This is a genomic window from Pantoea sp. UBA5923, assembly GCF_002431095.1.
GTDB lineage: Bacteria > Pseudomonadota > Gammaproteobacteria > Enterobacterales > Enterobacteriaceae > Pantoea > Pantoea piersonii.
This window is the reverse complement of the sequence record NZ_DJDN01000010.1, coordinates 19,295-45,756: the sequence shown is the minus strand read 5'-3', so window position 1 is coordinate 45,756 and position 26,462 is coordinate 19,295. Positions and strand designations below refer to the sequence as shown.

General features: G+C 57.6%; 24 protein-coding genes and 1 tRNA gene. 13 read left to right on the top strand and 12 right to left on the bottom strand.

Going from position 1 to position 26,462, the window contains the following annotated elements; translation table 11 throughout:
* Positions 1–196: 196 nt before the first annotated feature.
* From osmY to mrdA, 9 genes are all read left to right on the top strand, one after another.
* A complete protein-coding gene (osmY, locus tag B3797_RS01435) occupies positions 197–811 on the top strand; it encodes a molecular chaperone OsmY (protein WP_269950307.1) in 615 nt (204 codons plus the stop codon).
* 99 nt (positions 812–910) lie between these two features.
* Positions 911–1,072, top strand: coding sequence for a DUF1328 domain-containing protein (locus tag B3797_RS01430; RefSeq protein ID WP_065426276.1), 162 nt, complete (start codon positions 911–913; stop codon positions 1,070–1,072).
* Positions 1,073–1,285: 213 nt separating this feature from the next.
* Positions 1,286–2,338, top strand: a complete 1,053-nt coding sequence (locus tag B3797_RS01425; protein ID WP_311790189.1) for a patatin family protein — start codon at positions 1,286–1,288, stop codon at positions 2,336–2,338.
* The gene (locus tag B3797_RS01420) at positions 2,335–3,111 is read left to right on the top strand and encodes a TatD family hydrolase (protein WP_311783822.1); all 777 of its coding nucleotides are present in this window, start codon (positions 2,335–2,337) and stop codon (positions 3,109–3,111) included. The genes B3797_RS01425 and B3797_RS01420 overlap by 4 nt, the downstream gene beginning before the upstream one ends.
* A gap of 173 nt (positions 3,112–3,284) precedes the next feature.
* Entirely contained in the window at positions 3,285–4,064 is a 780-nt protein-coding gene (deoC, locus tag B3797_RS01415; RefSeq protein ID WP_311790188.1) for a deoxyribose-phosphate aldolase, read from the top strand.
* A 59-nt stretch (positions 4,065–4,123) separates the two neighbouring features.
* The gene (gene deoA / locus B3797_RS01410) at positions 4,124–5,452 is read left to right on the top strand and encodes a thymidine phosphorylase (RefSeq protein WP_311790187.1); all 1,329 of its coding nucleotides are present in this window, start codon (positions 4,124–4,126) and stop codon (positions 5,450–5,452) included.
* Positions 5,453–5,564: 112 nt separating this feature from the next.
* Entirely contained in the window at positions 5,565–6,788 is a 1,224-nt protein-coding gene (deoB, locus tag B3797_RS01405; RefSeq protein WP_311790186.1) for a phosphopentomutase, read from the top strand.
* 34 nt (positions 6,789–6,822) lie between these two features.
* Positions 6,823–7,536 (top strand): purine-nucleoside phosphorylase, encoded by a 714-nt coding sequence (gene deoD / locus B3797_RS01400; RefSeq protein WP_033752378.1) that lies wholly within the window; start codon positions 6,823–6,825, stop codon positions 7,534–7,536.
* A 189-nt stretch (positions 7,537–7,725) separates the two neighbouring features.
* The gene (gene mrdA, locus B3797_RS01395; RefSeq protein WP_311783825.1) at positions 7,726–9,603 is read left to right on the top strand and encodes a penicillin-binding protein 2; all 1,878 of its coding nucleotides are present in this window, start codon (positions 7,726–7,728) and stop codon (positions 9,601–9,603) included.
* A 125-nt stretch (positions 9,604–9,728) separates the two neighbouring features.
* On the opposite strand, the gene B3797_RS01390 is transcribed toward mrdA, so the two are convergent.
* The 5 genes from B3797_RS01390 to B3797_RS01370 all read right to left on the bottom strand — a co-directional run bounded on the left by B3797_RS01390 (position 9,729) and on the right by B3797_RS01370 (position 14,116).
* Positions 9,729–10,439: a GGDEF domain-containing protein gene (locus B3797_RS01390; protein WP_311790185.1), complete on the bottom strand. Its 711-nt coding sequence runs from the start codon at positions 10,437–10,439 to the stop codon at positions 9,729–9,731.
* On the bottom strand, positions 10,436–10,822 hold the full coding sequence (locus B3797_RS01385; protein WP_311783826.1) for a DUF1987 domain-containing protein: 387 nt from the start codon (positions 10,820–10,822) through the stop codon (positions 10,436–10,438). The genes B3797_RS01390 and B3797_RS01385 overlap by 4 nt, the downstream gene beginning before the upstream one ends.
* A 10-nt stretch (positions 10,823–10,832) precedes the next feature.
* The gene (locus B3797_RS01380; RefSeq protein ID WP_311783827.1) at positions 10,833–11,396 is read right to left on the bottom strand and encodes a SiaB family protein kinase; all 564 of its coding nucleotides are present in this window, start codon (positions 11,394–11,396) and stop codon (positions 10,833–10,835) included.
* Between the two features lie 16 nt (positions 11,397–11,412).
* Entirely contained in the window at positions 11,413–12,642 is a 1,230-nt protein-coding gene (locus B3797_RS01375) for a SpoIIE family protein phosphatase (protein WP_311783828.1), read from the bottom strand.
* A 154-nt stretch (positions 12,643–12,796) separates the two neighbouring features.
* Positions 12,797–14,116 (bottom strand): PAS domain-containing methyl-accepting chemotaxis protein, encoded by a 1,320-nt coding sequence (locus B3797_RS01370; protein WP_311790184.1) that lies wholly within the window; start codon positions 14,114–14,116, stop codon positions 12,797–12,799.
* Between the two features lie 193 nt (positions 14,117–14,309).
* Here B3797_RS01370 and B3797_RS01365 point away from each other — a divergent pair.
* Positions 14,310–14,385 (top strand) — tRNA-Phe (locus B3797_RS01365).
* A gap of 226 nt (positions 14,386–14,611) precedes the next feature.
* Here B3797_RS01365 and B3797_RS01360 read toward each other — a convergent pair.
* From B3797_RS01360 to B3797_RS01350, 3 genes are all read right to left on the bottom strand, one after another.
* A complete protein-coding gene (locus B3797_RS01360; RefSeq protein WP_311790183.1) occupies positions 14,612–15,748 on the bottom strand; it encodes an MFS transporter in 1,137 nt (378 codons plus the stop codon).
* Positions 15,745–16,269, bottom strand: coding sequence for a helix-turn-helix domain-containing protein (locus tag B3797_RS01355; protein WP_311790182.1), 525 nt, complete (start codon positions 16,267–16,269; stop codon positions 15,745–15,747). Before B3797_RS01355 ends, B3797_RS01360 begins: the two co-directional genes overlap by 4 nt.
* Positions 16,270–16,343: 74 nt before the next feature.
* Positions 16,344–17,126 carry an MBL fold metallo-hydrolase gene (locus B3797_RS01350; protein WP_311790181.1) on the bottom strand — a complete coding sequence of 261 codons (783 nt, stop codon included), beginning with the start codon at positions 17,124–17,126 and terminating at the stop codon, positions 16,344–16,346.
* A gap of 241 nt (positions 17,127–17,367) precedes the next feature.
* On the opposite strand from B3797_RS01350, the gene B3797_RS01345 reads away from it, so the two are divergent.
* From B3797_RS01345 to B3797_RS01335, 3 genes are all read left to right on the top strand, one after another.
* The gene (locus B3797_RS01345) at positions 17,368–18,312 is read left to right on the top strand and encodes a sensor domain-containing diguanylate cyclase (protein ID WP_311783833.1); all 945 of its coding nucleotides are present in this window, start codon (positions 17,368–17,370) and stop codon (positions 18,310–18,312) included.
* A 398-nt stretch (positions 18,313–18,710) separates the two neighbouring features.
* Positions 18,711–19,532 carry an alpha/beta hydrolase gene (locus B3797_RS01340; protein ID WP_311783834.1) on the top strand — a complete coding sequence of 274 codons (822 nt, stop codon included), beginning with the start codon at positions 18,711–18,713 and terminating at the stop codon, positions 19,530–19,532.
* A 599-nt stretch (positions 19,533–20,131) separates the two neighbouring features.
* Positions 20,132–20,296: a general stress protein gene (locus B3797_RS01335; RefSeq protein WP_311783835.1), complete on the top strand. Its 165-nt coding sequence runs from the start codon at positions 20,132–20,134 to the stop codon at positions 20,294–20,296.
* Between the two features lie 828 nt (positions 20,297–21,124).
* Here the strand turns inward: B3797_RS01335 and B3797_RS01330 are convergent.
* From B3797_RS01330 to B3797_RS01315, 4 genes are all read right to left on the bottom strand, one after another.
* Positions 21,125–22,078, bottom strand: coding sequence for an aliphatic sulfonate ABC transporter substrate-binding protein (locus B3797_RS01330; protein WP_311790180.1), 954 nt, complete (start codon positions 22,076–22,078; stop codon positions 21,125–21,127).
* A 102-nt stretch (positions 22,079–22,180) separates the two neighbouring features.
* Positions 22,181–23,839 (bottom strand): alpha,alpha-trehalase, encoded by a 1,659-nt coding sequence (locus tag B3797_RS01325; protein ID WP_311783961.1) that lies wholly within the window; start codon positions 23,837–23,839, stop codon positions 22,181–22,183.
* A 415-nt stretch (positions 23,840–24,254) separates the two neighbouring features.
* Complete coding sequence (locus B3797_RS01320; RefSeq protein ID WP_311790179.1) at positions 24,255–25,355, bottom strand: NADH:flavin oxidoreductase/NADH oxidase; 1,101 nt, start codon at positions 25,353–25,355, stop codon at positions 24,255–24,257.
* A 207-nt stretch (positions 25,356–25,562) separates the two neighbouring features.
* On the bottom strand, positions 25,563–26,417 hold the full coding sequence (locus tag B3797_RS01315; protein WP_311790178.1) for an SDR family oxidoreductase: 855 nt from the start codon (positions 26,415–26,417) through the stop codon (positions 25,563–25,565).
* Positions 26,418–26,462: the final 45 nt, after the last annotated feature.

The following is a 26,462-nucleotide window of genomic DNA, read 5'->3' as shown; positions in this document are numbered from 1 at the left end:
AAAAATGCTGTTTTTTCTCTTAACTGGCGTGTGATCAACCAGTTATTCAAGCAGAACGCGAAACACCGACTATGATTATTCTGTCGGACGGCAAAAGAGAAGTTACTTCTTAATGACGTCCAACGATGCAGCAGCGCCGTTTGCTGCTGTTGCGCCCACGGGTGTGGGTGAGCTCACTGACAGAAGGAAGATATCGATGAATAAGACTAAGATTGCCCAAACGCTGATGGCGGTAATGGTTGGTTCCGCCCTGTTAAGCGGCAGCGCCCTGGCTGATGACTCGCTGACGCAAAAAGCGCAGCAAAGCGCGGATAACGCCGGTGCGAAAATCAATAGTTCTATGAAAAAAGTCGATGGATTTATGGATGACAGCGCCGTCACCGCAAAAGCCAAAGCGGCTCTGGTGGATGACGAAGCAATAAAAAGTACGGATATCTCCGTGAAAACGCACGATGGCGTAGTGACCCTGAGCGGTTTTGTCACTTCGCAGGATCAGGCTGAAAAAGCCGTCGCCGCCGTGAAAAAAGTGGAAGGTGTGAAATCCGTCAGCGACAAACTGCACGTTAAAGACAGCAAATCACAAAGTATGAAGGGATATGCCGGCGATGCGGCAACGACTAGCGAAATTAAAGCTAAACTGTTAGCCGATGACATTGTTCCTTCGCGTAACGTCAAGGTAGAAACCACTGACGGCGTCGTCCAGCTCTCAGGAACCGTCGCGACTAAAGCGCAGTCGGATCGCGCTGAAAGCATCGCGAAAGCCATTGAAGGCGTGAAAAGCGTTAAGAATGACCTGACCGTGAAGTCTTAACGTCGTGAGCGCGGCGTCTGCGTGACGCCGTACTGACAAAACAAGACCCAAACTGGGAAGAAACAAGCAGTTCGATTTCACTATGGTAAGGAGAGGCTTATGTTTCGTTGGGGTATTATTTTTCTGGTAATTGCACTGATCGCGGCGGCGTTAGGATTTGGCGGCCTCGCCGGTACGGCAGCATGGGCGGCTAAAGTTGTCTTCGTTGTCGGTATTATCCTGTTCCTCGTGAGCCTGTTTACCGGCCGCAAACGACCCTGACCGGTTGTGTCATTCTGATTTTTGCAACGAGCATGCATAAAGCGGAGGCCAGCCAGCTGCCGCGCGGCGTTAAGGATAACGCACTACGCGCGGCAGCCGTCGCCAGAGAGAGTGGCGGCGGGTCGGGAGAAGAACATGGCTGGTTCTCCGGGATGCCGTTGCGTGAGTGGACTGATGCAACAGTAAACCTCAGAACCCTTCTGAGGAACAGAAGTGGGTATCCGGATCCCTGTAACGCTGGGCGCAACAGAGCCTTTAGCACTATCCCCCTTTAAAGCACAAAAAATCGCCCTGGTCTGCGAAGGCGGCGGTCAACGCGGCATTTTTACCGCAGGCGTGCTGGATGAGTTCCAGCGAGCGAAATTCAATCCCTTCGATCTTTTTATCGGCACCTCGGCGGGCGCGCAGAATCTCTCAGCCTTTGTCTGCGGGCAGCAAGGCTACGCGCGACGCGTTATTACGCGCTATACCACCAGCAAACTCTTTTTCGATCCGCTGCGTTTCGTGCGCGGCGGTAATCTGATCGATCTCGACTGGCTCATTGACGTTACGCAGCGCGAATTTCCGCTGGCGCTGGAGAGCGGCAGACTGTTGTTCGACGGCGGACGCGAGTTTTACATGTGCGCCTGCCGCAGCGACGACTATACGCCCGGCTACTTTGCGCCCACCAGCGCCAACTGGCACGATCTGATTAAAGCCTCAAGCGCTATCCCCGGCTTCTACCGGCTCGGCGTCGATCTGGAAGGCATCAGCTATCTCGACGGCGGCATCAGCGACGCCATTCCGGTGCGGGAAGCCGCCCGACGCGGCGCAGACACCATTGTAGTGATCCGCACCGTACCGTCGCAGATGTTCTACACGCCAAAATGGGTGAAGCGTATGGAGCGCTGGCTTAGCGCCAGCGCGCTGCAGCCGATGATCAATATCCTGCACCATCACGAAGCGAGCTACCGTGAAATTCAGCAGTTTATTGAGCAGCCGCCCGACGACCTGCGTATTATCGAAATCTATCCGCCGCATGTGCTGGCGAGCATGGCGCTGGGCAGCCGCATCTCCTCTTTAAATCAGGACTATCATCTGGGACGACGCTGCGGCCGCTACTTTCTCGCCACGCTGGGCAAGTGGTTAAGCGACGCCGAGCCGTTCACGCGCTATACCACCGTCACGCCGCCCGCGCCTGTGGCTAACGCGCCTGACAACCGGCCAGTTATGACGCCGCCGGTCGCGGGCAACGACGCAGACTATGATGAAGGTTCACTGGCATGAGATTTACCGATACCCACTGCCATTTCGATTTCCCGCCTTTTGTCGGCGATGAAGAGGGAAGCATTGCGCGCGCCGCCGAGGCGGGCGTGGAGCGCATTATCGTACCGGCGGTTGATGCCAGCCGTTTTGCGGGTATCGCCGCGCTGGCGGCCCAGCATCAGGCGCTATATGCGGCGCTCGGCCTGCATCCCATCGCCATCGATCGCCACGAGGATGCGCATCTCGACCAGCTGGAAAGCTGGCTGCAACGCAAACCGGCGAAGCTGGTTGCAATAGGCGAGATCGGCCTCGATCTCTATATGGAAAATCCGGATTTTGCGCGTCAGGAATATTTGCTGGATGCGCAGCTACGGCTGGCGAAGCAGTATGAACTGCCGGTGATCCTGCATTCGCGCCGCACCCACGACAAGCTGGCGCTGCATCTGCGCCGTCACGATCTGCCGCGCCGCGGCGTGGTACACGGTTTCGCCGGCAGCCTGCAGCAGGCGCAGGCCTTTATCAGGCTCGGCTACGCTATCGGCGTCGGCGGCACCCTGACCTATGCGCGCGCCAGCAAAACCCGCAACACCCTGGCGCAGCTGCCTCTGGAAGCGCTGCTGCTGGAGACCGACGCGCCCGATATGCCGCTGTACGGCTTCCAGGGGCAGCCGAACCGGCCAGAGCGCGCGCGGCTGGTGTGGCAAACCCTGTGTGAACTGCGCCCGGAGCCGCCGCAGGCGATCGCCGAGGCGCTGTGGCGCAACACACAACGCCTGTTCAACCTGCCTGATTAATGCTCTCCTGATGTGATAATAGTAACATCACGCTTCTCTGCGTTATAATTAGCCCTAACGCATTCCGTTCATGGCGGCAGTGTGATGAATCCCACATAAAATGCCGCTTTCTGTTGTTAGAATTATCACATTCAACCGGCGCTTTAACGCCAGTTTGTTATCTGGAGAACACCATGACCGACATTACCGCTGCGGCGCAGCGCGCGCTGCAACTGATGGATCTGACCACCCTGAATGAAGACGATACCGACGAGAAAGTGATCGCGCTCTGCCGCCAGGCGAAATCGCCAGCGGGCAATACCGCCGCGATTTGCATCTATCCGCGCTTTATCCCGGTCGCGCGCAAAGCGCTGCGCGAGCAGGGCACGCCCGATATCCGCATCGCCACCGTGACTAACTTCCCACACGGCAACGACGATCTTGATATCGCGCTGGCGGAAACCCGCGCGGCCATCGCCTATGGCGCGGATGAAGTGGACGTGGTCTTCCCTTATCGCGCGCTGATTGCTGGCAACGCCCAGATCGGCTTTGAGCTGGTGAAAGCCTGTAAAGAGGCGTGTGCGCAGGCTGACGTGCTGTTGAAGGTGATTATTGAAAGCGGCGAGCTGAAAGATGAAGCGCTGATCCGTCAGGCTTCTGAAATCGCCATCGACGCAGGTGCGGACTTTATCAAAACCTCTACCGGCAAGGTGCCGGTCAACGCCACGCCGGAAGTGGCGCAGATTATGATGAGCGTGATCCGCGATAAAGGCGTGAAAGAGAAGGTTGGCTTTAAACCGGCGGGCGGCGTGCGCAGCGCGGAAGACGCAGCCATCTACCTCAAGCTGGCGGACGACATCCTGGGCGAAGGCTGGGCCGACGCGCGCCACTTCCGCTTTGGCGCATCCAGCCTGTTAGCCAGCCTGCTGAATGCGCTGGGCCATCAGACCGCTTCCAGCAAAGCGGGCTACTGATTGCGTGACGGCGGCCGCAGGCCGCCATTCTCATCACAACCCTGATTAAGGGGGCGACTTTGTTTCTGCCGCAAGAAATTATTCGTAAAAAACGCGACGGCCAGACGCTGAGTGAAGAGGAGATCCGCTTCTTCATCAACGGCGTGCGCGACAACAGCGTTTCTGAAGGACAGATCGCCGCGCTGGCGATGACCATCTTTTTTCACGATATGTCGCTGCCGGAGCGCGTGGCGCTCACCATGGCGATGCGCGACTCCGGCACCGTATTGAACTGGCAGTCGCTGAATCTCAACGGGCCGGTGGTTGATAAGCATTCTACCGGCGGCGTCGGCGACGTTACCTCGCTGATGCTGGGCCCGATGGTGGCGGCCTGCGGTGGCTATGTGCCGATGATCTCCGGACGCGGCCTCGGCCATACCGGCGGCACGCTGGACAAGCTGGAGGCTATTCCTGGCTTTGATATTTTCCCGGACGACGAGCGCTTCCGCCAGATCATCAAACAGACCGGCGTAGCGATTATCGGCCAGACCAGCTCGCTCGCACCGGCGGATAAGCGCTTCTACGCCACGCGCGATATCACCGCGACCGTGGATTCCATCCCGCTGATCACCGCCTCTATCCTGGCGAAAAAGCTGGCGGAAGGGCTGGATGCGCTGGTGATGGACGTTAAAGTCGGGTCAGGCGCCTTTATGCCGACCTTCGAAGCCTCGCTTGAGCTGGCTCAGGCAATTGTCGGCGTGGCGAACGGCGCGGGCTGCACGACCACCGCGCTGCTGACCGATATGAACCAGGTGCTGGCTTCAAGCGCAGGCAACGCGCTGGAAGTGCGCGAAGCGGTTCGCTTCCTCACCGGTGCGGAGCGCAATCCGCGTCTGCTGGAGGTCACGCTGGCGCTGTGCAGCGAAATGCTCATCTCCGGCAAGCTGGCGGCCAGCGAAGAAGAGGCGCGCCGTAAGCTGTTGCAGGTGCTGGAAAACGGCCAGGCGGCGGACGTGTTCGCGCGGATGGTCGCGGCGCAGGGCGGCCCGGCTGATTTTATCGAGCGCCACGAGGCTTATCTGCCGCAGCCGATGCTCAGCAAGGCGGTCTACGCCGATCGCTCCGGCATCGTCAGCAGCATGGATACGCGCGCGCTGGGGATGGCGGTGGTCGCGATGGGCGGCGGGCGCCAGCGCGCCAGCGACGCTATCGACTACAGCGTGGGGCTCAGCGATATGATTACCCTGGGCGAACGCGCCGATACGCAGCGTCCGCTGGCGATCGTGCATGCCAGCAGCGAGGCGAGCTGGCTGCAGGCGGCCGCGGCGGTGAAGGCGGCGGTCACGCTGAGCGACAGCGCGCCGGAAGCCACGCCCGTGGTCTATCGCCGCGTTAGCGCCAGCACATAACATTATCAGGCCGCAAAAGTGCGGCTTTATGCTGCCTCTGAGCAGGCATTCGGGTATACTGATCTGATCGCTTTTTTTTGACTTGTCACGCGCATATGCGCAGGAGACTTGCATGAAACGTGCTTTTATTATGGTGCTTGATTCCTTCGGAATCGGCTCAAGCAAAGACGCCGATAAATTCGGCGACGCAGGATCGGACACGCTGGGACATATCGCCGAAGCGTGCTTTAACGGCGAAGCAGACAAAGGCCGTAAGGGCCCGCTGCATCTGCCGAACCTGACCGCGCTGGGGCTGGGTAAAGCCGCCGAGCTTTCGACTGGCCGCTTCCCGCTGGGCCTCGATCCCAATGCGGAAATCAAAGGCGCTTACGCCTACGCCAGCGAACTCTCTTCCGGTAAAGATACCCCCTCCGGCCACTGGGAAATTGCGGGCGTGCCGGTGCTGTTCGACTGGGGTTACTTCACCGACAAAGAGAACAGCTTCCCGCAGGAACTGCTCGACAAGCTGGTCGAGCGGGCGAAATTGCCGGGCTATCTGGGCAACTGCCACTCTTCCGGGACGGTGATCCTTGACCAGCTGGGCGAAGAGCATATGAAAACCGGCAAGCCGATTTTCTATACCTCGGCGGACTCGGTGTTCCAGATCGCCTGTCATGAAGAGACTTTCGGTCTCGATCGCCTCTATGAACTGTGCGAGATTGCCCGCGAAGAGCTGACCGAAGGCGGCTACAATATCGGCCGCGTTATCGCGCGTCCGTTTGTCGGCGACAAAGCGGGCAGCTTCGAGCGTACCGGCAATCGCCACGACCTGGCTGTCGAACCGCCTTCGCCGACCATGCTGAAAAAGCTGGTGGACGAGAAGGGCGGCGAAGTGATCTCGGTAGGTAAAATTGCCGATATCTACGCTCATCAGGGCATTACGCAAAAGGTCAAAGCCACCGGTCTGGACGCGCTGTTTGACGCCACTATCGAGCAGATGAAAAACGCGCCTGACCAGTCGATCGTCTTTACCAACTTCGTCGATTTCGACTCAACCTGGGGACACCGCCGCGACGTCGCCGGCTACGCGGGTGGACTGGAGCTGTTCGACCGTCGTTTGCCGGAGCTGATGGCGCTGGTAAAAGAGGATGACATTCTGATCCTGACGGCCGACCACGGCTGCGATCCAACCTGGCAGGGCACCGAGCATACGCGCGAGCATATTCCGATTCTGATCTACGGACCGAAAGTTAAACCCGGCTCGCTGGGCTATCGCGAGACGTTCGCCGATATCGGTCAGACGATTGCGCACTATTTTGGCCTGTCCGATATGGACTACGGCAAGAGCATGCTGTAAACAGAGCCGCTGAATTTAAAAAGGATAAACAACAATGGCAACTCCTCACATTAATGCAGAAATGGGCGATTTCGCTGACGTCGTGCTGATGCCTGGCGACCCGCTGCGCGCGAAGCACATCGCGGAAACCTTTCTGGAAAATCCGGTTGAAGTAAACAACGTGCGCGGCATGCTGGGCTATACCGGCACCTATAAAGGCCGCAAAATCTCCGTTATGGGCCACGGCATGGGCATCCCGTCCTGCTCGATCTACACCAAAGAGCTGATTACCGACTTTGGCGTGAAAAAGATCATCCGCGTCGGCTCGTGCGGCGCGGTACGCGCGGACGTTAAGCTGCGCGATATCGTTATCGGCATGGGCGCCTGCACCGACTCTAAAGTCAACCGCATGCGTTTCAAGGATCACGACTTCGCGGCGATTGCTGACTTCGACATGGTGCGCAACGCGGTTGACGCGGCTAAGGCGCTGGGCGTAGACGCGCGCGTCGGCAACATCTTCTCTGCCGACCTGTTCTATACGCCAGATCCGCAGATGTTCGACGTGATGGAAAAGTACGGCATTCTGGGCGTAGAGATGGAAGCGGCGGGTATCTACGGCGTGGCGGCAGAATTCGGCGCGAAAGCGCTGACCATCTGCACCGTTTCCGACCATATCCGCACCCATGAGCAGACTACCTCTGCCGAGCGTCAGACCACCTTCAACGATATGATTAAGATCGCGCTGGAGTCGGTGCTGCTGGGCGACTAAGCCTGCGCTTGCCTCTCCCCGTCTCGCCCGTATAAAACGCGAGACGGGGAATATCAGGCGATTTTCGTAACATTCTCACCAAATGACACACTTTTCACCACTCCTGTGCATCTTCCTGCTGGTGCTCACCTCTTAGCTGCCTATCATTAGCGCGACAACAAAAAATAACCTGTCCGCCAATGCCGCCTAATGAATTTTCGTAATTTCGAAGCTGAAGAAAAGCTCTTCGCGCGTCGCGCGCTGGTCGCCTTTGCGCTGGTCGTTATCTGTTTCACTATTCTCGGCGTTAACCTCTATCGACTGCAGGTGCGCGATCACAGCTACTATCAGACGCGATCTAACCAGAACGATATCAAAATGATCCCAGTCGCGCCGACGCGCGGGCTGATCTACGACCGCAACGGTATTCCGCTGGTGCATAACGTCACCTGGTATGACATTACGCTGACGCCGTACAAAATCGACGATATGCAGGCGACGCTGAAAGCGCTGACGCCGATCGTTGACCTGAAGCCGGACGAGATCGACGCCTTTACCCGCGCGCTGAAGCAGAGCAGCCGCTACAAACCCGTGATGCTGAAAGAGGAGCTGACCGACGAAGAGGTGGCGCGCTTCTCGGTGAATCAGTATCGCTTCACCGGCGTCAGCATCGATACCTATCAGGATCGTGAATATCCTTACGGCGCGGACTTAGCGCACGTTGTCGGCTACGTCTCCAAGATTAATGACAACGACTATAAGCGTCTGAACGCCGCGGGCATCGCGGAGAACTACGCCGCCGACCATAATATCGGCAAGCAGGGCATCGAGGGCTATTACGAATCGCTGCTTCACGGCAAGCCCGGCTATCAGGAAGTGGAAGTAGATAACCACGGCCGCATCGTGCGCGTGCTGAAAGAGGTGCCGCCGGTCGCGGGTAAAAATATTACCCTGACCATCGATCTGCATTTGCAGCAGTATATAGAGAGCCTGCTGGCCGGGCAGCGTGCGGCGGTGCTGGTGGAGGATCCGCACGACGGCTCGGTGCTGGCGATGGTCTCCAGCCCCAGCTACGATCCTAACCCCTTTGTAAAAGGCATCAGCTATCAGTCCTACAAGACGCTGTTGCAGGACAAGAATCTGCCGCTGATTAACCGCGTCACTCAGGGACTCTATCCGCCCGCTTCAACGGTGAAGCCCTATATGGCGATGTCGGCGCTGCTGACCGGCGTCATCACGCCGCAGACCACTTTCTTCGGCGCGCCGACCTGGACGCTGCCAGGCACCGACCGCCGCTACCGCGACTGGAAAAAGAGCGGCCACGGCATGCTGGACGTCACTAAAGCGATTGAGGAGTCTGCCGACACCTTCTTCTATCAGGTGGCGTTTATGATGGGCATCGACCGTATTCACAGCATGCTCAGCCAGTTCGGCTACGGTAAATCCACCGGCATCGATCTAAACGAAGAGTACAACGGCCTGCTGCCGAGCCGCGACTGGAAGCTCAAGGTGCATAAAAAAGGGTGGTATCAGGGCGACACGGTCTCGGTGGGCATTGGGCAGGGCTACTGGATCGCCACGCCGATTCAGATGGTGAAGGCGATGGTGGCGCTGATCAATAACGGTAAAGTGATTGCGCCGCATCTGCTGGCGAAAGCGGAGCGCGGCAAATCGGTGGAGCTTTATCAGCCTGCGCTGCCTCAGCCGCAGATCGGCGACGCGCGCTCGCCTTACTGGGCGCTGGTGCGCCGCGCGATGTTCGGCATGGCTAACGCGCCGAACGGCACCGGCTATAAGTATTTCCATACCGCGCCTTACGGCATTGCGGCGAAGAGCGGCACCTCGCAGGTGTTCAGCCTGAAGCAGAACCAGACCTATAACGCGAAGATGATCCCGGTGCGCCTGCGCGACCATATCTTCTATACCGCGTTCGCGCCTTTTAACAATCCAAAGGTTGCGGTGGCGCTGATTCTGGAGAACGGCGGCAATGAAGGCGTGACCGCCGCGCCGGTTATGCGCGAGATCCTCGACCATATCTTCCTGCCGCCGCCGACCCCGGCGCCGGTCGAGACGGCGCATCAGCCATAAAGCAGAGGCTTATCTGCCGTGGCAGAACGTTCCCGAAGTCCTCTTATTTACGCCCGAACTGACGCAAACGCTGCTTATCTGTTAACCCGCCACCAGCCAGACGAAGCATCTGGCTGGCGGCGCGATCAGCGGAAAAACACCCGATTGCGACCATGCTTTTTCGCGTCGTAAAGCGCGGCGTCGGCGTTGTAGTAGAGGGTTTCAAAATCGCTGCCGGGCGCGCAATAGCTGACGCCCAGGCTGGCGGTCACCAGACGCTCCGGCAGCGCGTTAAGCGGCGAAGCGTTGAGCGAGGCGAGAATCGCGCCCGCTACGATCACCGCATCGGCCAGCCAGGTATTGGGCAGCAGCACCGTAAACTCTTCGCCGCCGATCCGACCGATACTGGCAAGCGGCGGGAGGTTGCGCTGAATACGCGCCACCATCTCACAGATGACTCTGTCGCCAACCGGATGACCATGCTCGTCGTTGATGCGCTTGAAGAAATCGATATCCAGAATAATCAGCGCCGCCGACGAGCGGGCCAGCGTCTGCGTAATGCGCTGAATAATGGCGCTGCGGTTCCAGACATCGGTCAGCGGATCGTGCGTCGCCTTATACTCCAGCTCGCGCGCCAGCTGCGCCAGGCGTTCATTGGCGCGGTTAAGCTCGCGTTCGGCGCGGTCGCTGCGCGAAATCATGCGCCAGGTTTCGCGCATCAGCCGCTGATAGTGCTGGTTTAACTGCTGCAGCGCGGTGCGGTAATCCTCCGCCTTCAGGCTGGGCTGCGCCGCCACGTCGCTGGCGCGGTTGAGCGCCTGGGTCTCTTCACTGAACAGCTCTTTCAGCTCCATCATTGCGGCGTTTCCGCATGCAGCTGCACCGTCAGCGCGTCGAAATCGAGCTGCAGCTCCTGACCAAACTCTTCCGAAACGTCATCTTCCTCGTCGTAATGCCAGTTCAGCTGAATGGTATTGCCGCGCTGCGCCAGCTGGTTGAACTGGTCAAACAGCCCGAACAGCATCTTGGTGCTGGAGCTGTTGAAGTAGCTCAGCGCGATCTCCACGACGACCGGCTCGTCCTGGCGCGGCTGCCAGCTCTCCAGCGCGCTCTGTAACGGGCGATAAAACGCGGCGGCGTTTTCCGGCCAGGATTCCCCTTTCAGGGTAAAACGCTGCGCGTCGAAGTCGAAATCGACGTGGGGCGTGCAGTCGGTGGCGGCAAGTTGAATGGTTTGCATAGAGGGATCTTTAATCATGACAGATGGTGGCCTTAAGCCAGAAAGCGGAGAATTCGCCAGCTTCCAGCGGACGCAGGTCATACTCCAGCGGTTCGCTGACGTCGCGCGCCAGGGTTAACAGACCGATATTGGCGCCTTTGCTCCAGGCGGGGCTTTCCGCGCGCAGACCATGGCGATAGGCCTGTTTAATCTCCTCGCTGCTCATTACGCGCAGCGATTCCAGATTGTCGCGCAGCCGATCGCAGGCGTCGTGATCGACCAGATTAGTGCTTTCCAGCGTATATTTTCCCGCGTCATAGCGTAGACAGACCGAACCGAAGCGGTAAAGCTGCTCCTCATGGGGCAAGGCGCGGCTGTCCTGCGAATAGCGCAGGATATTCTGTGCGATTTCGACAAAGCTGGAGAAGAGACGGCGGCGTACTTTGGCGGACCCTTCGTGATTCTCCAGAAACAGCCTGACGACTTCGCCCATTGCCGTAATATTCTGCGGCGAGAAAAAACCTGTGTATTGAAGCGCGACCAGACTCTGCGATCCGGCGACACAGGGCGCTTCCCTCAACGACCCGTTGTTCATACTTTTCCCGGTGCGGTTAATAACGCAGGCCGAACCAGGTCACATCGTCGCGACGCGCCTGATTGCCCTGCCACTGTAAATAGTCCTGCTGAAATGCCTGCGACAAAGCGGGCATCGGCAGATGCTGATACTGGGTAAGCAGCCGCTGAATGCGCTTTTTACCGAACATGATGTTGCGTTCGCCGCCCAGCTGATCGCTTACGCCGTCCGTAAAGATAAACAGCATGTCGCCGGGATGCAGCGGCAGCACATGTTCGCGCCACACATAGGCTTCCGGCGTATCGGTATAGCCGACGCCGACGCGATCGCTGTTGAGCGAGATGGCACCGTCGCTGACCTGTCCCAGCAGAAAGGCCTGGGTGCGTGCGCTGGCCCAGCGTAGCTGATGCTGTTCGGTATCCACCGACAGCACCATTGCGTCGCAGCCGTCGTTCGACAGCGAGGTTTGCTGCGACGCGCTCAGTTGGCCGAGGGTGCGTTTTATATGGTGGTTCAGCGCCTGCAAAATAGCGGCGGGCGAGGCGAGATCGCCTTGCTTCATCGCATTCTCCAGCGCCGACTGCAAGATAACCGTCATAAACGCGCCCGGAATACCGTGGCCGGTGCAGTCGGCGATCACCGCCATCCAGCCGGTCTCGTGGCGGTGAAAGGCGTAATAGTCGCCGCCGACGCCGTCGCGCGGTTGCCAGTGCAGACACCAGTCGCTCAGCATGCGATCCATCAGGCGAGTGGAACGATCCAGCATGGCGTCCTGGATCACGCGGGCGTAGTCGATGCTTTGCAGGATCTGCTGATGCTGCTGCGCCTGTAGATCCGACACGCGGCGGATCAGATCGACGCCTAATCCAATGCCGACGTAGCGCTCCTGCTCGGTAAGAATAAAACCGTCCGCAACCGATTTGTCGCCGTTCTCTACTACCTGCTGCGCGACGCTCTCCAGAGAACTGTCGATATCGATCACCAGCGGGAACTTGTCCATAAAAGCGATGCAGCTTTTTCTGTCATACAGTTCGCGGAAAAAGGGACGCGCCATCTGCGACAGGAAAATATGGCGGTTGATCATGCCGAAGGGCTTGCTCGCTTCGACCACCGGCAGGCCAATCAGATCCTTATGCTCCGTAAACAGCGCCATCACTGCGGCGTTGTCGGTATCGGGCGTGACGAAAGGAACGCTGATGCAAAGCACGCGGGCGCTGTAGCGGCTGGAGGCGGACGTCATCGCCGAAAGGCTGTCGGGCAGCTGCATGATGACCAGAACAGGTTGGTTAAGATTAATCCTAGATTAAAGGTGCTTGATGACGCTTTTATGTCAAAAAAGAAGGCGGATAAAAAGAGGGGGTTTATCGTGTGCTAAGGCAAATTCCCGCGGAAAAGCCGGCAAATGCCGGCTTCACTGACTACTACTGGCTCAGGGTTTCGGTGACGTGGCTGATGGCGCGCACCACTTCCGACGAGCTGTCGCGCAGCTCGCTGATGACGTCGCCAGCCTGCTGGGCCAGTACCACGCCCTCATCGGCGCGCTTCATATTGGACGCAATGCCCTGCAATGCTTTGGTCGCCAGCAGCTGATTTTGCTGCATCCGGCTTTCGATCTCGCTGGTGGCCTGATTGATATTAGCCGCCAGCGTGCGCACCTCATTCGCCACCACGGCGAAGCTGCGGCCGTGTGTGCCCGCGCGCGCCGCCTCTACAGCAGCGTTAAGTGCGATCAGGTTGGTTTGATCGGCGATGCGGCGAATGCTGGCAACAATCTCACCGATACGATCTGAGGAGTCGCTGAGATCGGAGATATCGTCTGAGATGCCATGCAGCTCGCCCGCCAGCGCGTTAATCGTCTGCACGCTATTTTCAATCACGCTGGCGCCGTGACGGGTGCTCTCGCGGGTCTGCAATGCCGTCTTATAAGCCTGCTGCGCGGCGTCGCGCTCCTGCTGGTTTTTCTCGACCTGGGCCGTCACGTCGGTGGCGAACTTCACCACCTTATAAAGGATGCCTTCAGCATCAAAAACCGGGTTATAGGTGGCGCGTAGCCAGACGGTGCGGCCCTGTTTATTCACGCGCTGGAACTGGCCGGAGATAAACTCGCCGCGATTGAGCTTTTCCCAGAACGCTTTGTATTCGGCGCTCTGGCGCAGCTCCTCGGAGCAGAAGCGGCTATGCGGCAGGCCGATTACCTCATCGGCGCGATAGCCCATGGTGTTGAGAAAGTTAGCGTTCGCCTTCAGCACTTCACCCTTGAGGTTGAAGGTGATAACCGCCATCGAGCGATCGATGGCGGTAGTCATGGCGCGCTGCTCCTGAGCGTCGGTAATGCGCGCGGTAATATCGGTGGCGAGCTTAACGATTTTTACCACGCGACCGGCGCGGTCCCGTACCGGCACATAGTTCGCCTCCAGCCAGACCGGACGGCTGTTTTTCGCCAGGCGTAAGTACTTGTCGCTAAAGCTTTCGCCGCGCTTCAGGCGCAGCCAGAAGTCACGGTATTGAGAGGACTGCACAAAGTCGGCGGTACAGAACAGGCTGTGATGCTGACCGATAACCTCGTTCAGCGCGTAGCCCATCCGGTCGAGAAACAGCGAGTTAGCGTTAAGAATGATACCTTCCGGCGTGAACTCGATCATAGCGATAGCGTTGTTAAGCGAGTTAAGCGTCGCCGAAGGGCGCGTTTGTTTTTGCCACGCAAGGCGTGACAGAAGACCTGATGGAATAGTGGAAAACATGGTGCACCTTATTATGAGTATGAAGTGTCGCTATCGTTATCGGCAAAACTGGTGAAAAAGTCAGCGCAGCGGCGCGCGAGTGCGCGTTTTTTTATCAGCTGTTTGGCGGGTTGCTATAAAACTCAGCAGTCAGTGACAATTTGATGAAAAGCGTTTGACGCTGCGAGGGCATTAAGGTTTAATGCGCCCCGTTGCCCGAATAGCTCAGTCGGTAGAGCAGGGGATTGAAAATCCCCGTGTCCCTGGTTCGATTCCGGGTTCGGGCACCACAAATTAAAGAACCCAGCCTTATGGCTGGGTTTTTGCTTTTGTGCGGAACCCATTATCGAACAGGTTCGATATCCTCGCTGCCTCCCTGCGGCTCGCCCTTGCGGGTTTGCCGCGCGGGCGCGACAAAGCAAAAATGCCCTCGGCATTTTGTCCGGATTCGGACACCACAAATTTGAAACCCTCGCTTCGGCGGGGGTTTTTGCTTTTGTGCGGAACCCACCGCAGCTAACGCGCGCGTATGCCCGGCAGCACTACCACCATCCCCAGCGCCAGTGCGGCAAAGGCCAGTAACGCCGCGCTCGCGCCCAGTCCGGCAGAGGCTAAGCCAAACAGTGCCGAGCCTGCGACCTGTCCGGCCGCCAGCATAAAGAAGGCGACGCCAACGCCCGATGCCGTCGAGGCGGGCGTGGCGGCCGCGCCATAGACCAGCAGCACGCCGGAAAGCGTCACGTAGCCCGCGCCGCCCAGCGCCACAGCGGGAAACAGCCACCATGAAAAGCCATCCAGGCTCGCCAGCAGCAACAGCGGCAGCGCCATACAAATTTGTGACAGACGATAGATTTGCACCAGGCTGAGCGCGCGTCGCGCCACGCCGGTCAGCGCGCCCGCAATCCCCGCGCCGCCGCTTATCAGCCAGAGCAGGCTGCTGGCGCGCGCATCCAGGTGAAGGTGATTACGCAGCATATCCGGGCCAAAGCTCCACCAGGCCGCGCTGGCGGATCCGCTAATAAAAGCCACGATCGCCAGACGTATCAGCGATCCTTGCCGCGCAAGATCGCGCCAGCCAGCACGATCTTGCACTCTGGCGCGACGATCGTTGGGCAGATAGCGCCGCGCCGGAACTAAACAGATCAAGGCGAGCAGCGCAAAGGCGACGCAGGCCGCGCGCCAGCCGCCGGGCAGCATCAGCAGCACCGGCACAGACAGCATAATGCCCGCGCTGGTGCCGGCATTAATCGCCGTATTGGCGGACTCCTGCTGCGCAGGCGGTAGCGTGTCGCCGACTGCGCTGGCGATGGCTGGTGAGGCGACGCCCGCGCTCAGCCCGGCGATAAAGAGTCCGGCGGCGAGCATCAGCGGCGAAAAAGCGCAGGCGAGCAGCAGCAGGCCGCCAGCGGCGCAAAGCGCGGCGAGATAAGCCGAGGCTCTGGCACCAAAGCGTGCCACCAGCCAGGGCGCGGCGGCGGTGGAGAGACAGTAGGATATATAGCTACAGGCGGTGACGATCCCGGCGAGATGGATGCTGAACGGAATTTCCTGCATTACCGCAGGCATCATCAGGCCCCATGAAAAGCGCGCCATACCGTAGGTGACGGCAATCAGGGAAAAGCCGGTGACGCCCAGCGCCACGGAGGATCTCACGACGGCTCCTCGCGCGGCAGCAGCAGCCGCTCGGCGGCATCGCCCGCGTGTTTCGCCGCGTCCGGCCCCAGCATCAGCGCCGAGATCACCGCTCCTTCAAACAACATCCAGACCGCATTCGCCATGCGTTCATCCGGCACGCAGTCGCCGATATAGCGGCGCAGCGCATAGCGATAGTCGAGCGCATGCGCCGCCAGCATCGGCTCTTTCTCCACATATTCGCCCCAGGCTTTGATGAAAAAGCAGCCCTGAGCCCCATACTGTTCCGTCCATTCTCCAAGGGTCTCAAACAGCCGTCGCAGCGCCTGCGGATGCTGCGCAGGCAGGAGATCGCCGAAAAAGCGCGCCCGGCGCGCCGCCATCACGCTGAGGGTCAGCGCTTCGCGCGAGGCAAAGTGATGATAAAGCGTGCGCGTCGAGACGCCCGCTTCCCGGCACAGCTGGTCGGTGCTGGTGGCGTGAAAACCGTTGGTGTAGAACAGCCTTTCAGCCGCCTGCAAAATATCGTCGCGTTTGTTCATACTATTAAAAGTAAACCGATCGTTTTACTTTTGCGTAGTGGCACAGACGATTTATTTTTTGGGCGGCGCGGAATTCAGCCCAGGCAGCGCAGATAGCGCGCCCCGGAGCGCATAACGACCTCCTTCGCCGCCTGCGTCACATCCTGCCCTTCAAACGCGCCGTAAAGCCTCGAAAACGCCAGCGCGTCGCAGCGGCGCAGCATCTCGCTCACCGTCGCGGCGGAAAGCGGCAGCATATTGGGGTAGCTCCACATAAACGAGACCGCATCTTTCCCCGGTGCGACCTGAATAATATCGCCCGCCAGCACTACGCCGCCGTTGGCTTTCCAGTGCAGCACGCTGCCGCCGGCGAAATGGCCCCCAAGCCGCACGATATCAACCTCCTCGTTTAACGGCAGCGTTTCGCCCTGCCAGAACTGAATGGCGGGGCTGCTGCGCATCACCCATTCAGCATCATCAGCGTGCAGATAGATCGGCGCATTAAATTCCGCCGCCCAGTCCTGCATGGTGGTGTAGTAGTGCGGATGCGAGATAGCGATGGCGGAGATACCGCCGAGGGCATGAATGAGCGCGATGGTGGCGGGATCCAGGCTGGCGATGCAGTCCCAGAGAATATTGCCGCCGCCGCTGCGCAGCAAAAGGGCGCGCTGGCCAATGGCGAAGTTCGGTACGGTTTTAATGCTGAGCAGACCCGCCTCAAGCTGCTGCCATTTGTTCTGATGACTGCGGGTTAGCGTGGCGAAATCGGTCCACTGCTGTCCGGCGGCGGGCACCCACTGCCGTTCGTCCTCGCAGATTTTGCAGCGCTGCGGCGAGACCTCGGCATATGACGTGCCGCATGTGGCGCAAAGTTTCATTAGTACCTCCTCCTGGGTTAACCATGCTCTGACTATAGCCGCTGGCCGCGTAGAGGAATGATTGTCCTGCAAAGAGGGGAAATATGACGCGCTGCCGCTGAGTATGCGGAAAGCTCGATTTAAACCGGATAAAATATTGTGGTTGAGCGGATAAAGCGCGGCTCATCACGTTTCCAGCGCTTCTCTTTACAGAAATATCCGCACAGGCAAAATACATCTTATTTCTCAACGTCCGCGTGCCATGTCTGACGAAGCGTTACGCCAGCAGATACAGATTTTGAAAAAGCATAATGCGCGGCTTAAGCGTATAGCGCATGACGCCCGCAGCAAGCTCGACGCAGCGCTGGACGGCACCGGGCTCTGCCTGTGGCAGCTCGATATTCCCAGCGGCAAGCTGGTGATCTTCAACCGGCGCTGGGGCGCGATGCTGGGCTATCAGCCAAAAGAGAGCAAAGCGCTCTTTTCCGAGTGGAAAGAGAGCCTGCATCCTGACGATGCCACAGAGGTGCTGAAAGCCTTCTACGACCATATCAACGGCAAAGCGCCTTACTATGAGGCGCTGCACCGGATGATCGCCAAAAACGGCAGCGTCACCTGGGTGCTGGATCGCGGCCGCATCAGCGAATGGGATGAGCAGGGCAGGCCGCTGAAGGTAACCGGCACCCATATTGATATGACCAAAGAGAAACAGTACGAATCGCAGCTGGCGATGCTGGCGAATCACGATCCGCTGACGCAGCTCGCCAACCGCCATGCTCTGCGTAACGCCTACAGCCAGATGCGCAAGGAGAATGCGCTCTGCGTTGCCTTTATCGATCTCGACGATTTCAAACATGTGAATGATACCTTCGGCCATCGCAGCGGCGACCGTTTGCTGATCCAGCTCAGCCAGCGTCTGTGTGACGCCTGCCCGGAGCCGGTACTGGCTGGCCGACTGGGCGGCGATGAGTTTGTGCTGCTGATGCCGTTCGGTCAGGATGATCCTCGGGTGGCGCAGGTTGGTCGCGCCTGTCTGGAGGCAGCGCTCACGCCTTTTGAGCTAGAGAACGGGACGGCGACCATCGGCGCCTCTATCGGGATTGTGCAGGTACAGCCGAATGAGGGATTCAACGCGGCGCTGAGCCGCGCCGATGAGGCGATGTACCGTATTAAGCGCAACGGAAAAAACGGCGTCGGGCTGGGATAACCCGCCTGGTTAGTCGGTCAAAACGCGAAGCAGGTGCCGCCTGACGTCACTTCCGCCCTTTTATTTCTTTTCTTCAAAGCCTTTTGTCACGCGGTATTAATCCGTTTTTCAGTAAGCGCGTCAGCCGCACTATTCACAGCCAGACCAGCTACAGCGTGCCGTAGCTGGCAGGCAACAGGGTGCTTCGCAGCGTTATTTAGTGGCGATGGCTGGAACATTACGAAGGCTCTGCCAGGCTTGATAGCGGGATATCTTCGGCAAGCTGCCCAGGATTTTCTCACAACTTCCGATCGCTAAAATGCCTTAACGTCTTATCAAAATTTCTGCTTTAGGTTTCACCTCGCGTCCAGGTTAGCTTGATTAACAAGACACAACCTCACTGATAACGGAGACCAGATATGAGCACCTTTACGACAAAAGATGGCGTAAGCATTTACTTCAAAGATTATGGTAAGGGAGAGCCGGTGCTGTTCAGCCATGGCTGGCCGCTGGATGCTGATATGTGGGAGAGCCAGCTGGTTCACCTGGCCGAGAACGGCTACCGGGCGATCGCGTTCGACCGTCGTGGTTTTGGTCGTTCCGATCAGCCGTGGGAAGGGTATAACTACGACACCTTCGCCGACGATATCCACGGCCTGATTGAGCATCTGGGGCTGAGCGATATCACGCTGGTAGGTTTCTCTATGGGCGGCGGCGACGTAACGCGCTATATCGGCCGCTACGGCACAGAAAAAGTAAAAAGTCTGGTGCTGCTTGGCGCGGTCACGCCGATCTTCGGCCAAACCGCCGACCATCCTGAAGGGCCGGAAAAAGCAGTCTTCGACGGCATTATTGCCGGGCTGCGTAAAGATCGCGCGCAGTTCATTAAAGAGTTCGCCACGCCGTTCTATGGCCTTAACGCCGGTCAGACCGTTTCCGACGGCGTACTGACGCAGACGCTGAACATTGCGCTGCTCGCTTCGCTGAAAGGCACTATCGACTGCGTTACCGCCTTCTCGGAAACCGACTTCCGCGCCGATGTGGCGAAAGTGGACGTGCCGACGCTAATCATTCACGGCAGCAACGACCAGGTTGTGCCGTTTGAGGCGACTGGCAAGCTGGCGCACGAGCTGATCGCCGGTTCAGAGCTAAAAGTTTACGATAACGGCCCGCACGGTTTCGCCGTCACGCATCAGGAGCGGCTCAACCAGGATCTTCTGGCATTTTTACAACAGCATTAATGCTGTTTTCTGTAAATCTCACTGCCAAACGCCCTTAAGGGCGTTTTTTATTTTTACGCCAACGCCTTTATAGCGGGGGATATAAAACAGGGAGTAAGGTTTTCCTGGAATCCACCTTCTGATTATTTATTAGTCATATCTGACAGCTTCAGCAATAAAATAAGTTTTTTAGCCGCTTCGTTTTATTAACTATTCACGGTTCGCTTATTTATTGAGGAATTATCTTATTTTGCAGCGAAAAGTGATCGTTTTATGATCAGCGGCTTCGCTTATAAAAATTTTCACTCCTTTTTTACCGCTCCGCTTAAATGATCCCATTCGTCCAGAATATCGGTTAAATAGACTCGTTTTCCGGTGTTATAAGGATAAATAAGGCATTGCCCTTGAGGTTTTTTACACGCTGATAACGCGAACGCATGATTTCCTCCAGAAACAGTTGGCTTGTTGATTTGTTTGCTGCTGTGGGCGCTTTTGTTAAACACAAAGACACGGAATACTTGATTCATTATTTTTAAAAGCTACATTTAACGCTGCGCTATCAAACTTGATGAAGCGTAGGCTGTGATATTTTTATTATTAATCCTTAAGAGGAACACAGTATGTCTCAATATCGTGGTGGAGCTGGAAACTTTGCGGTTGATCGTGAACGAGCAGCGGAGGCGGGTAGAAAAGGCGGCCAGAAGAGCGGCGGCAATTTCAAAAACAACCCAGAACGCGCTATCGAAGCCGGGAGAAAAGGAGGCAAGATTAGCCGTCGTGGCTGAAATATCAGTAAGTTAGATGGATAAGCTGTCAACATTTGACCGCGGGTGAGTCATATTTTTTCTCTTTTAGTTCTCCTTGCGAAACTTCCCTGACAATAGCATGTTCCTGTCTTTTTTTAAGAACCAGGATCGCCCTAATTAAACCGGACCAGGCCTGTTCCTTGTCCGGTTTTTTTAAACTCTGTTTATAAAAATGTGAAATTCACAAGCTTTAGTTTCAGATTTACATCTCCTGACATTGAAGACTAAAGCAATTCAAGCCTGTCTTAATTTATACAACAACATGGTAAGTTGTACAATTATTCCGAGGGAAATAACAATTAAGTTGTACAACAACTATGAATAAACTCTTGGCTAACTCTTTGGTATAAATAGAAAAATGCATTTTGCATGCCACTTTTGCATAAGAGGCGATTAATTTTTTTAGATATTCACGCAAAAGCTGGACAGACTTTATTGGTAATGAAGGAAAGAAATTGCCAGAGATGGAGACCATCTCTTTTCTGCATCTGAAGAAAGGAAAGGTCTCGTACAGCGGTCAGCAGTTTGTAGCAGGAAGGAGAGCAGGCGGTCTCCATGGCGTTTTAGCCACAAGGAGGCAGCATTACACTTGCTGCACACGGCTGGCAGGGCGTCACGGCTGGTTATTACCTGTTCCTTTAAATAAAGGTGGTCTCAGAAGCGTGCGATGTGAATAAGAAAGAAGCAAAGAGCATAGGTAATCTAAAAGATAAATTCAGATATCACGCCAATTACCGCGAAAGTATGTACTTACTATGCTTTAGAGATGAAAGGTAAGGCGCTGGCCCTGATGAGCCAGCGGCATCATTAAGGCGTGGCGGGCTGCCAGGTATTGAGCGCTTTAGCATCAATGCGCTTCGGCAGGAGTTTCGCATCATAGAAAGCGTCCGCGATAGTTTGCTGCTCCGAGAGATCGCTTTTCTTCACCGATACGACCTGATAGCTGCGCTGCGCGTTGGCTTTCTCAATGGTGGCTACCGGCAGCTTGCCCCATAACGGCGAAAGCAGCGCGGCCGCATCAGCAGGATGCGCTTTTAGCCAGGCAGCTTCCTGCGTCAGTGCCTGGTAAACGCTATTCAGCACCTGCGGATGCGCGCTGGCATAAGAGGTAGAGGAGAGGTAGTAGCGCTGATAGCTCGCCAGTCCTTCGCCGCTCGTCAGCACGCGTGCATGCTGCTCTACCTGCGCGCTGGTAACGTAAGGCTCCCAGGTGACCCATGCCGCTACGCTGCCATTCTCCAGCGCCGCGCGTCCGTCAGCAGGCGTCAGCCAGGCCGGGGAAATGTCGCTGAACGTCAGCCCCGCCTTTCTGAGCGCAGCGATCAGCAGATAATGGCTGCCCGCCGCTTTAGTGACGGCTATTTTTTTCCCTTTAAGATCCTGTAGCGTTTTTACCGGCGAGTTGGCGGGCACCAGAATCGCCTGCGCCTGCGGCGATGGGGTTTCACGCGCATAGTAAGTGAGGTTCGCCCCCGCCGCCTGGGCAAACAGCGGTACGGTATCCGCTACGTCGGCCGAGAGATCGATGTTATTGAGATTAAGCGCTTCCAGCAGCGGCAGCCCGCTGGAGAATTCATGCCAGCTCACTTTTACCCCCTGCGCCGCCAGGGATTTGTCGAGATCGCCGCGCTGTTTGATTAGCGTAAGCAGCGTCGAGGATTTCTGGTAACCGATACGGAGCGTTTCATCTGCGTGCGTAGAGAAAGAGAAAAGGGCAGTGAGCAAAAGCGCACTGCCCGACAACAAGCGGAAAGGTTTCATGGGCGTTTCCTGGGAAGGTTAATCATCAGATGATGATAAGAGCGCGTCAGGGACGCGCTAAACGCCTTTTTTGCATAAGCTTTGCGGCAGAGCGGGAAAGGGCTAGTTCGCCATCAGGTGGCCATACATCGCCATCAGACGACGCGTCACGCCGTTGGTCCAGCCGAAGCCGTCCTGCAACGGGTATTCGCCGCCGCCGCCGGGACGCGCGCGATCGCCGCTGATGTCATATTTCTCCACCAGCTTATGGTGCAGCTGATAGAAATTGTTGACCGTCGTTAGCCAGTTCACCGCGATTTCCGTCGCCAGCGTCTCTTCGCCATACTGATTGAGACCGATTACCGCCATCCACTGGAGCGGCGCCCAGCCGTTGGGTTTGTCCCACTGCTCGCCGCTTTCAACCATAGAGGCGACCAGTCCGCCGCTGGTCAGCAGCAGCTGGCGCAGCGCGATAGCCTGAAGATGCGCCTGCTTCGGCGTTGCGAGGCCGACAAACAGCGGCACAACGGCAGCGGCGGTAAACGCGCCGAAGCGCTCGCGTCGCCAGTCGTAATCGCGATACACGCCCGCCGTACTGTCCCACAGATAGCGGTTAATGGCGCGCTTACGCGCTTCGGCTTTTTTCTGCCACGCCAGCGCGGTCAGCTCCTCTCCCTTGGCATGAGAAAGCGTAGCGATCATCAGCTCCAGCTTGTAGAGAAACGCGTTCAGGTCGATCGGGATAAACTGCGTCGTACGGATGCTCGCCAGACGCTTAGGGTCGCGCAGCCAGCGAGAGGAGTAATCCCAGCCGGATGCCGCGCCCGCACGCAGATCGCGATAAACTTCGCTCGCCGGACGGCGGGATTGACGCGCCGTCTCGACATCCTCAATCCAGGATTCATCGCGCGGCGTATCGCGATCGTCCCAGTAGCGGTTCAGCAGCGAGCCGTCGGCCATACGTACAACGTGGCGATACGCCTGACGCGGCATCAGCGCGCCCGCACCATCCATCCAGAACTGATACTCTTTCATCAGCTGGTCGAGATAGCGTTTTGCACCGCGCACGCCATCTTCTTCAAACAGCTCTACCATCAGCGCGAAGACCGGCGGCTGCGAACGGCTCAGATAGTAAGTACGGTTGCCGTTGGGAATGTGACCGTAGTTATCGATCAGCCATGCGAAGTTATCCGCCATATGACGCAGCAGATCGTCGCGCCCGCTCTCCGCCAGGCCGAGCATGGTGAAGTAGGAGTCCCAGTAATAGGTCTCACCGAAGCGGCCACCAGGCACCACGTAGGGTTTCGGCAGCGGCAGCAGTGATGAATGCGGCAGATGCTGCTGCGGCATTTTAGTTAATACTGGCCACAAGGCATCAATATGTTCGTTGAGCGTTTTATCCGGGTTTGAAACGTAAAAACTTTCATTTATCGCCGGTAAATAAAAATGGTCCGCCACAAAGCGCGCCAGATCGAAATCACGGCTGCGTTTCTGACGACGATAACGCATCAGCACATCCAGCGGATCGTATTTTGGCGAGCAGTCTGGAAAGGTTTTGCTGTCTTCGAAGATGCGTGACATCTGCACATGCTCGAACAGTTCCATGTAGCGATCGGCAGGCGTGAGCGCATCTGGTGCCGGTAAGCCTTCAATCAGCTCCGGTTCCGGCTCGTGATCCTGCATACGATCTAGCTTGAGCTCGTGGGGATCGTATTGATACTCAACTTCCGCCCCTTTGCGAACCTCATCGAATGCGTTGAGTTGCTGGCGATAAGTATTAATAGCGGCCTCCTGGAGTCTGAGGGTTTCATAAAAGAAAAATTATAGACTTATGGCTGGCCCAAACAACAATGCAGAATATCTATGAACGTAATAAAAATTGTCTATCAATAGGTTATTTAGCGGAATTGCTCTGGTTATCAAGCAAATAACGCGCGCTCCTGAAACATTTATTTAGGAGTAATCTTTGAAGAAAGAAAATAACTAACGAAGAGTTGAAAGAAAGCGGCAAAAATTGACAAAAACCGACGTTGCCGCTGCGCTGTGGAATGAGCTATTTGTGGCATTTTTTACGGAGCTGTAAAAAACGCCCGGTAAAAAGGGCGTTTGAACAGCGGCTGGCAATGTGTCAGCGCGGCCGGCAGGGGCCAATCGTCAAGACGTCCGGCGCGTCCGGCCCCGCCAGCCGCTTGCGGCCTTATTCGCTGACGCGGTAGCGCTCCAGCCAGTGCGCGTAAGGGGCAGGCAGCACCCATGACGGCTGCGGCTTGTCGAGCGCCAGCGCGGCCTGGTAAGGCCAGTGTGGGTTTTTCAGGTGAGCGCGGCCTACCATCACCAGATCAAGCTGACCCTTTTCAACGGTGGCGCTGGCAATAGCTGGCGCATCAATGCCCCATGCGGAAGCGACCGCAATATCAGCCTCGCGGCGTACGCGTTCGGCAATCGGTGCCAGGAACGCGGGGGTGCCCCACGGAATGTTTGCGTCCGGCGTAGAGAAGCCGATGCTGACGCTCAGCAGATCCAGACCGTTGGTGCGCCAGTAGCGCGTCAGGTCGATCGCCTCCGCCAGCGTCTCTTCATCGCGGCCGTCATACTCCAGCACGCCGAAACGGGCGGTCAGCGGCAGATTTTCCGGCCAGACTTCACGTACGGCGTCAAAGGTTTCGCGCAGGAAGCGGCTGCGGCCTGCGGCGTCGCCGCCATACTGGTCGGTACGCTGGTTGGCGTGCACCGAGAAAAAGCTCTGCGCCAGATAGCCGTGAGCGAAGTGCAACTCCAGCCACTCATAGCCCGCATCGCGCGCGCGGATAGCCGCCTGCACGAAGTCATTGCGGACGCGCGCGATATCGTCGAGCGTCATGGCGCGCGGTACCTGCGGCAGGTTGTTACCGAAGGCGACTGCAGAAGGAGAGAGGGTCTCCCAGCCGCGTCCGTCGTCCACCGCGATATGGTCGTCGCCTTCCCAGGGTTTGTTAGCGCTCGCTTTACGACCGGCGTGGCCGATCTGGATGCCCGGTACGGCGCCTGCCGCTTTGATCGCCTGCGCGACCTGCGCCAGGCCTTCAGCCTGAGCGTCATTCCATAAGCCAAGGCAGCCGGGAGTGATGCGGCCTTCCGGTGAAACGGCGGTCGCTTCGACGATCACCAGGCCTGCGCCGCCGCGCGCCAGCGCAGCGTAGTGGACGCGATGCCAGTCATTGACCAGGCCCTGTTCAGCGCTGTACTGACACATAGGCGGCACCGCGATGCGGTTGCGCAGCGTAACGTCTTTCAGACGGAATTCAGAAAACAGAGACATAGCACCCTCTTAATCATTGATCAGTTCGATCGCCTGCTTGCCCGCAACGTTACGGCGCAGTTGCGTCGTGAAGGAGCAGCAAGGAACGATTCGCTGTGCAATGTACCCTGAGAGCTTTCGCGCAGCCTACGCTCCCTGTGCTGCCGGACGGACAGTGAGGGAGCGCGACAGGCGGGAAAAGGCAGAAAAGCGCCCGCCCGCCTCTGCTTATTTCGCCAGCGTCGCCTTAATCACGTCCTGCCAGGGCGTGGTGGCGCGGCCGATCAGTTTGCTCAGGCTGCGTGAGTCATCAAACAGCCCGCCCTGCGACGCGCCTTTGTCGGAATCCGCCAGCATCTCCGCCAGGCCATCCGGCAAACCGGCGCCTTTCAGCGCGGCAGCGAACTCGGCGGGGGAAAGATTGACATAGTCCACCTGCTCGCCAGACTGACGCGCAATTTCAGCAGCGAACCCCGCCAGGGTGTAGCTGTCGTCACCCGCCAGCTCATAGATTTTGCCTGCCTGATCGTCGCGGCTAATCACCTCTGCCGCGGCTTCGGCGTAGTCCCGACGCGCCGCCGAGGCGATACGTCCCTCGCCAGCCGACCCGATAAACGCGTGGTGCGTCAGAGCAGGGGCGATGCTGGCCGCATAGTTTTCGGTATACCAGCCGTTGCGCAGCAGCGCGAAGGGAATGCCAGACGCCTGTAACAGCGCCTCGGTGGCGCGGTGTTCGACGCCTAGCCCCAGCGGCGAGCTGCCCGCATGCAGCAGGCTGGTATAGGCGATAAATTTTACGCTGGCCGATTTGGCCGCGTTAATCACCGCCCGGTGCTGCGCTTCGCGCTGGCCTACCTCGCTGCCGGAGATGAGCAGCAGCTTGTCTACGCCGGAAAAGGCTGACATCAGGGTATCGGGCTGGCTGTAATCCGCTTTACGCACCGTTACCCCTTTCGCCGCCAGGTCTGCGGCTTTTTCCGGCGACCGTACGGCAGCGACAATCTGCTCCGCCGGCACTTTTTTCAGTAATGCCTCAATGACCAGACGGCCTAGCTGGCCGGTTGCGCCTGTGACTGCAATCATTTTTCGCTCCTTAGTATTTGTCGTTGTCGAAAGCCAGAGTAGGAT

Coding starts and splice junctions, on each gene's coding strand:
- osmY (WP_269950307.1), top strand. CDS start 197: ATGAATAAGACTAAGATTGCCCAAACGCTGATGGCGGTAATGGTTGGT.
- B3797_RS01430 (WP_065426276.1), top strand. CDS start 911: ATGTTTCGTTGGGGTATTATTTTTCTGGTAATTGCACTGATCGCGGCG.
- B3797_RS01420 (WP_311783822.1), top strand. CDS start 2,335: ATGAGATTTACCGATACCCACTGCCATTTCGATTTCCCGCCTTTTGTC.
- deoC (WP_311790188.1), top strand. CDS start 3,285: ATGACCGACATTACCGCTGCGGCGCAGCGCGCGCTGCAACTGATGGAT.
- deoB (WP_311790186.1), top strand. CDS start 5,565: ATGAAACGTGCTTTTATTATGGTGCTTGATTCCTTCGGAATCGGCTCA.
- deoD (WP_033752378.1), top strand. CDS start 6,823: ATGGCAACTCCTCACATTAATGCAGAAATGGGCGATTTCGCTGACGTC.
- mrdA (WP_311783825.1), top strand. CDS start 7,726: ATGAATTTTCGTAATTTCGAAGCTGAAGAAAAGCTCTTCGCGCGTCGC.
- B3797_RS01390 (WP_311790185.1), bottom strand. CDS start 10,439: ATGATGGAGCTGAAAGAGCTGTTCAGTGAAGAGACCCAGGCGCTCAAC.
- B3797_RS01385 (WP_311783826.1), bottom strand. CDS start 10,822: ATGCAAACCATTCAACTTGCCGCCACCGACTGCACGCCCCACGTCGAT.
- B3797_RS01380 (WP_311783827.1), bottom strand. CDS start 11,396: ATGAACAACGGGTCGTTGAGGGAAGCGCCCTGTGTCGCCGGATCGCAG.
- B3797_RS01375 (WP_311783828.1), bottom strand. CDS start 12,642: ATGCAGCTGCCCGACAGCCTTTCGGCGATGACGTCCGCCTCCAGCCGC.
- B3797_RS01370 (WP_311790184.1), bottom strand. CDS start 14,116: ATGTTTTCCACTATTCCATCAGGTCTTCTGTCACGCCTTGCGTGGCAA.
- B3797_RS01355 (WP_311790182.1), bottom strand. CDS start 16,269: ATGAACAAACGCGACGATATTTTGCAGGCGGCTGAAAGGCTGTTCTAC.
- B3797_RS01350 (WP_311790181.1), bottom strand. CDS start 17,126: ATGAAACTTTGCGCCACATGCGGCACGTCATATGCCGAGGTCTCGCCG.
- B3797_RS01345 (WP_311783833.1), top strand. CDS start 17,368: ATGTCTGACGAAGCGTTACGCCAGCAGATACAGATTTTGAAAAAGCAT.
- B3797_RS01340 (WP_311783834.1), top strand. CDS start 18,711: ATGAGCACCTTTACGACAAAAGATGGCGTAAGCATTTACTTCAAAGAT.
- B3797_RS01335 (WP_311783835.1), top strand. CDS start 20,132: ATGTCTCAATATCGTGGTGGAGCTGGAAACTTTGCGGTTGATCGTGAA.
- B3797_RS01330 (WP_311790180.1), bottom strand. CDS start 22,078: ATGAAACCTTTCCGCTTGTTGTCGGGCAGTGCGCTTTTGCTCACTGCC.
- B3797_RS01320 (WP_311790179.1), bottom strand. CDS start 25,355: ATGTCTCTGTTTTCTGAATTCCGTCTGAAAGACGTTACGCTGCGCAAC.
- B3797_RS01315 (WP_311790178.1), bottom strand. CDS start 26,417: ATGATTGCAGTCACAGGCGCAACCGGCCAGCTAGGCCGTCTGGTCATT.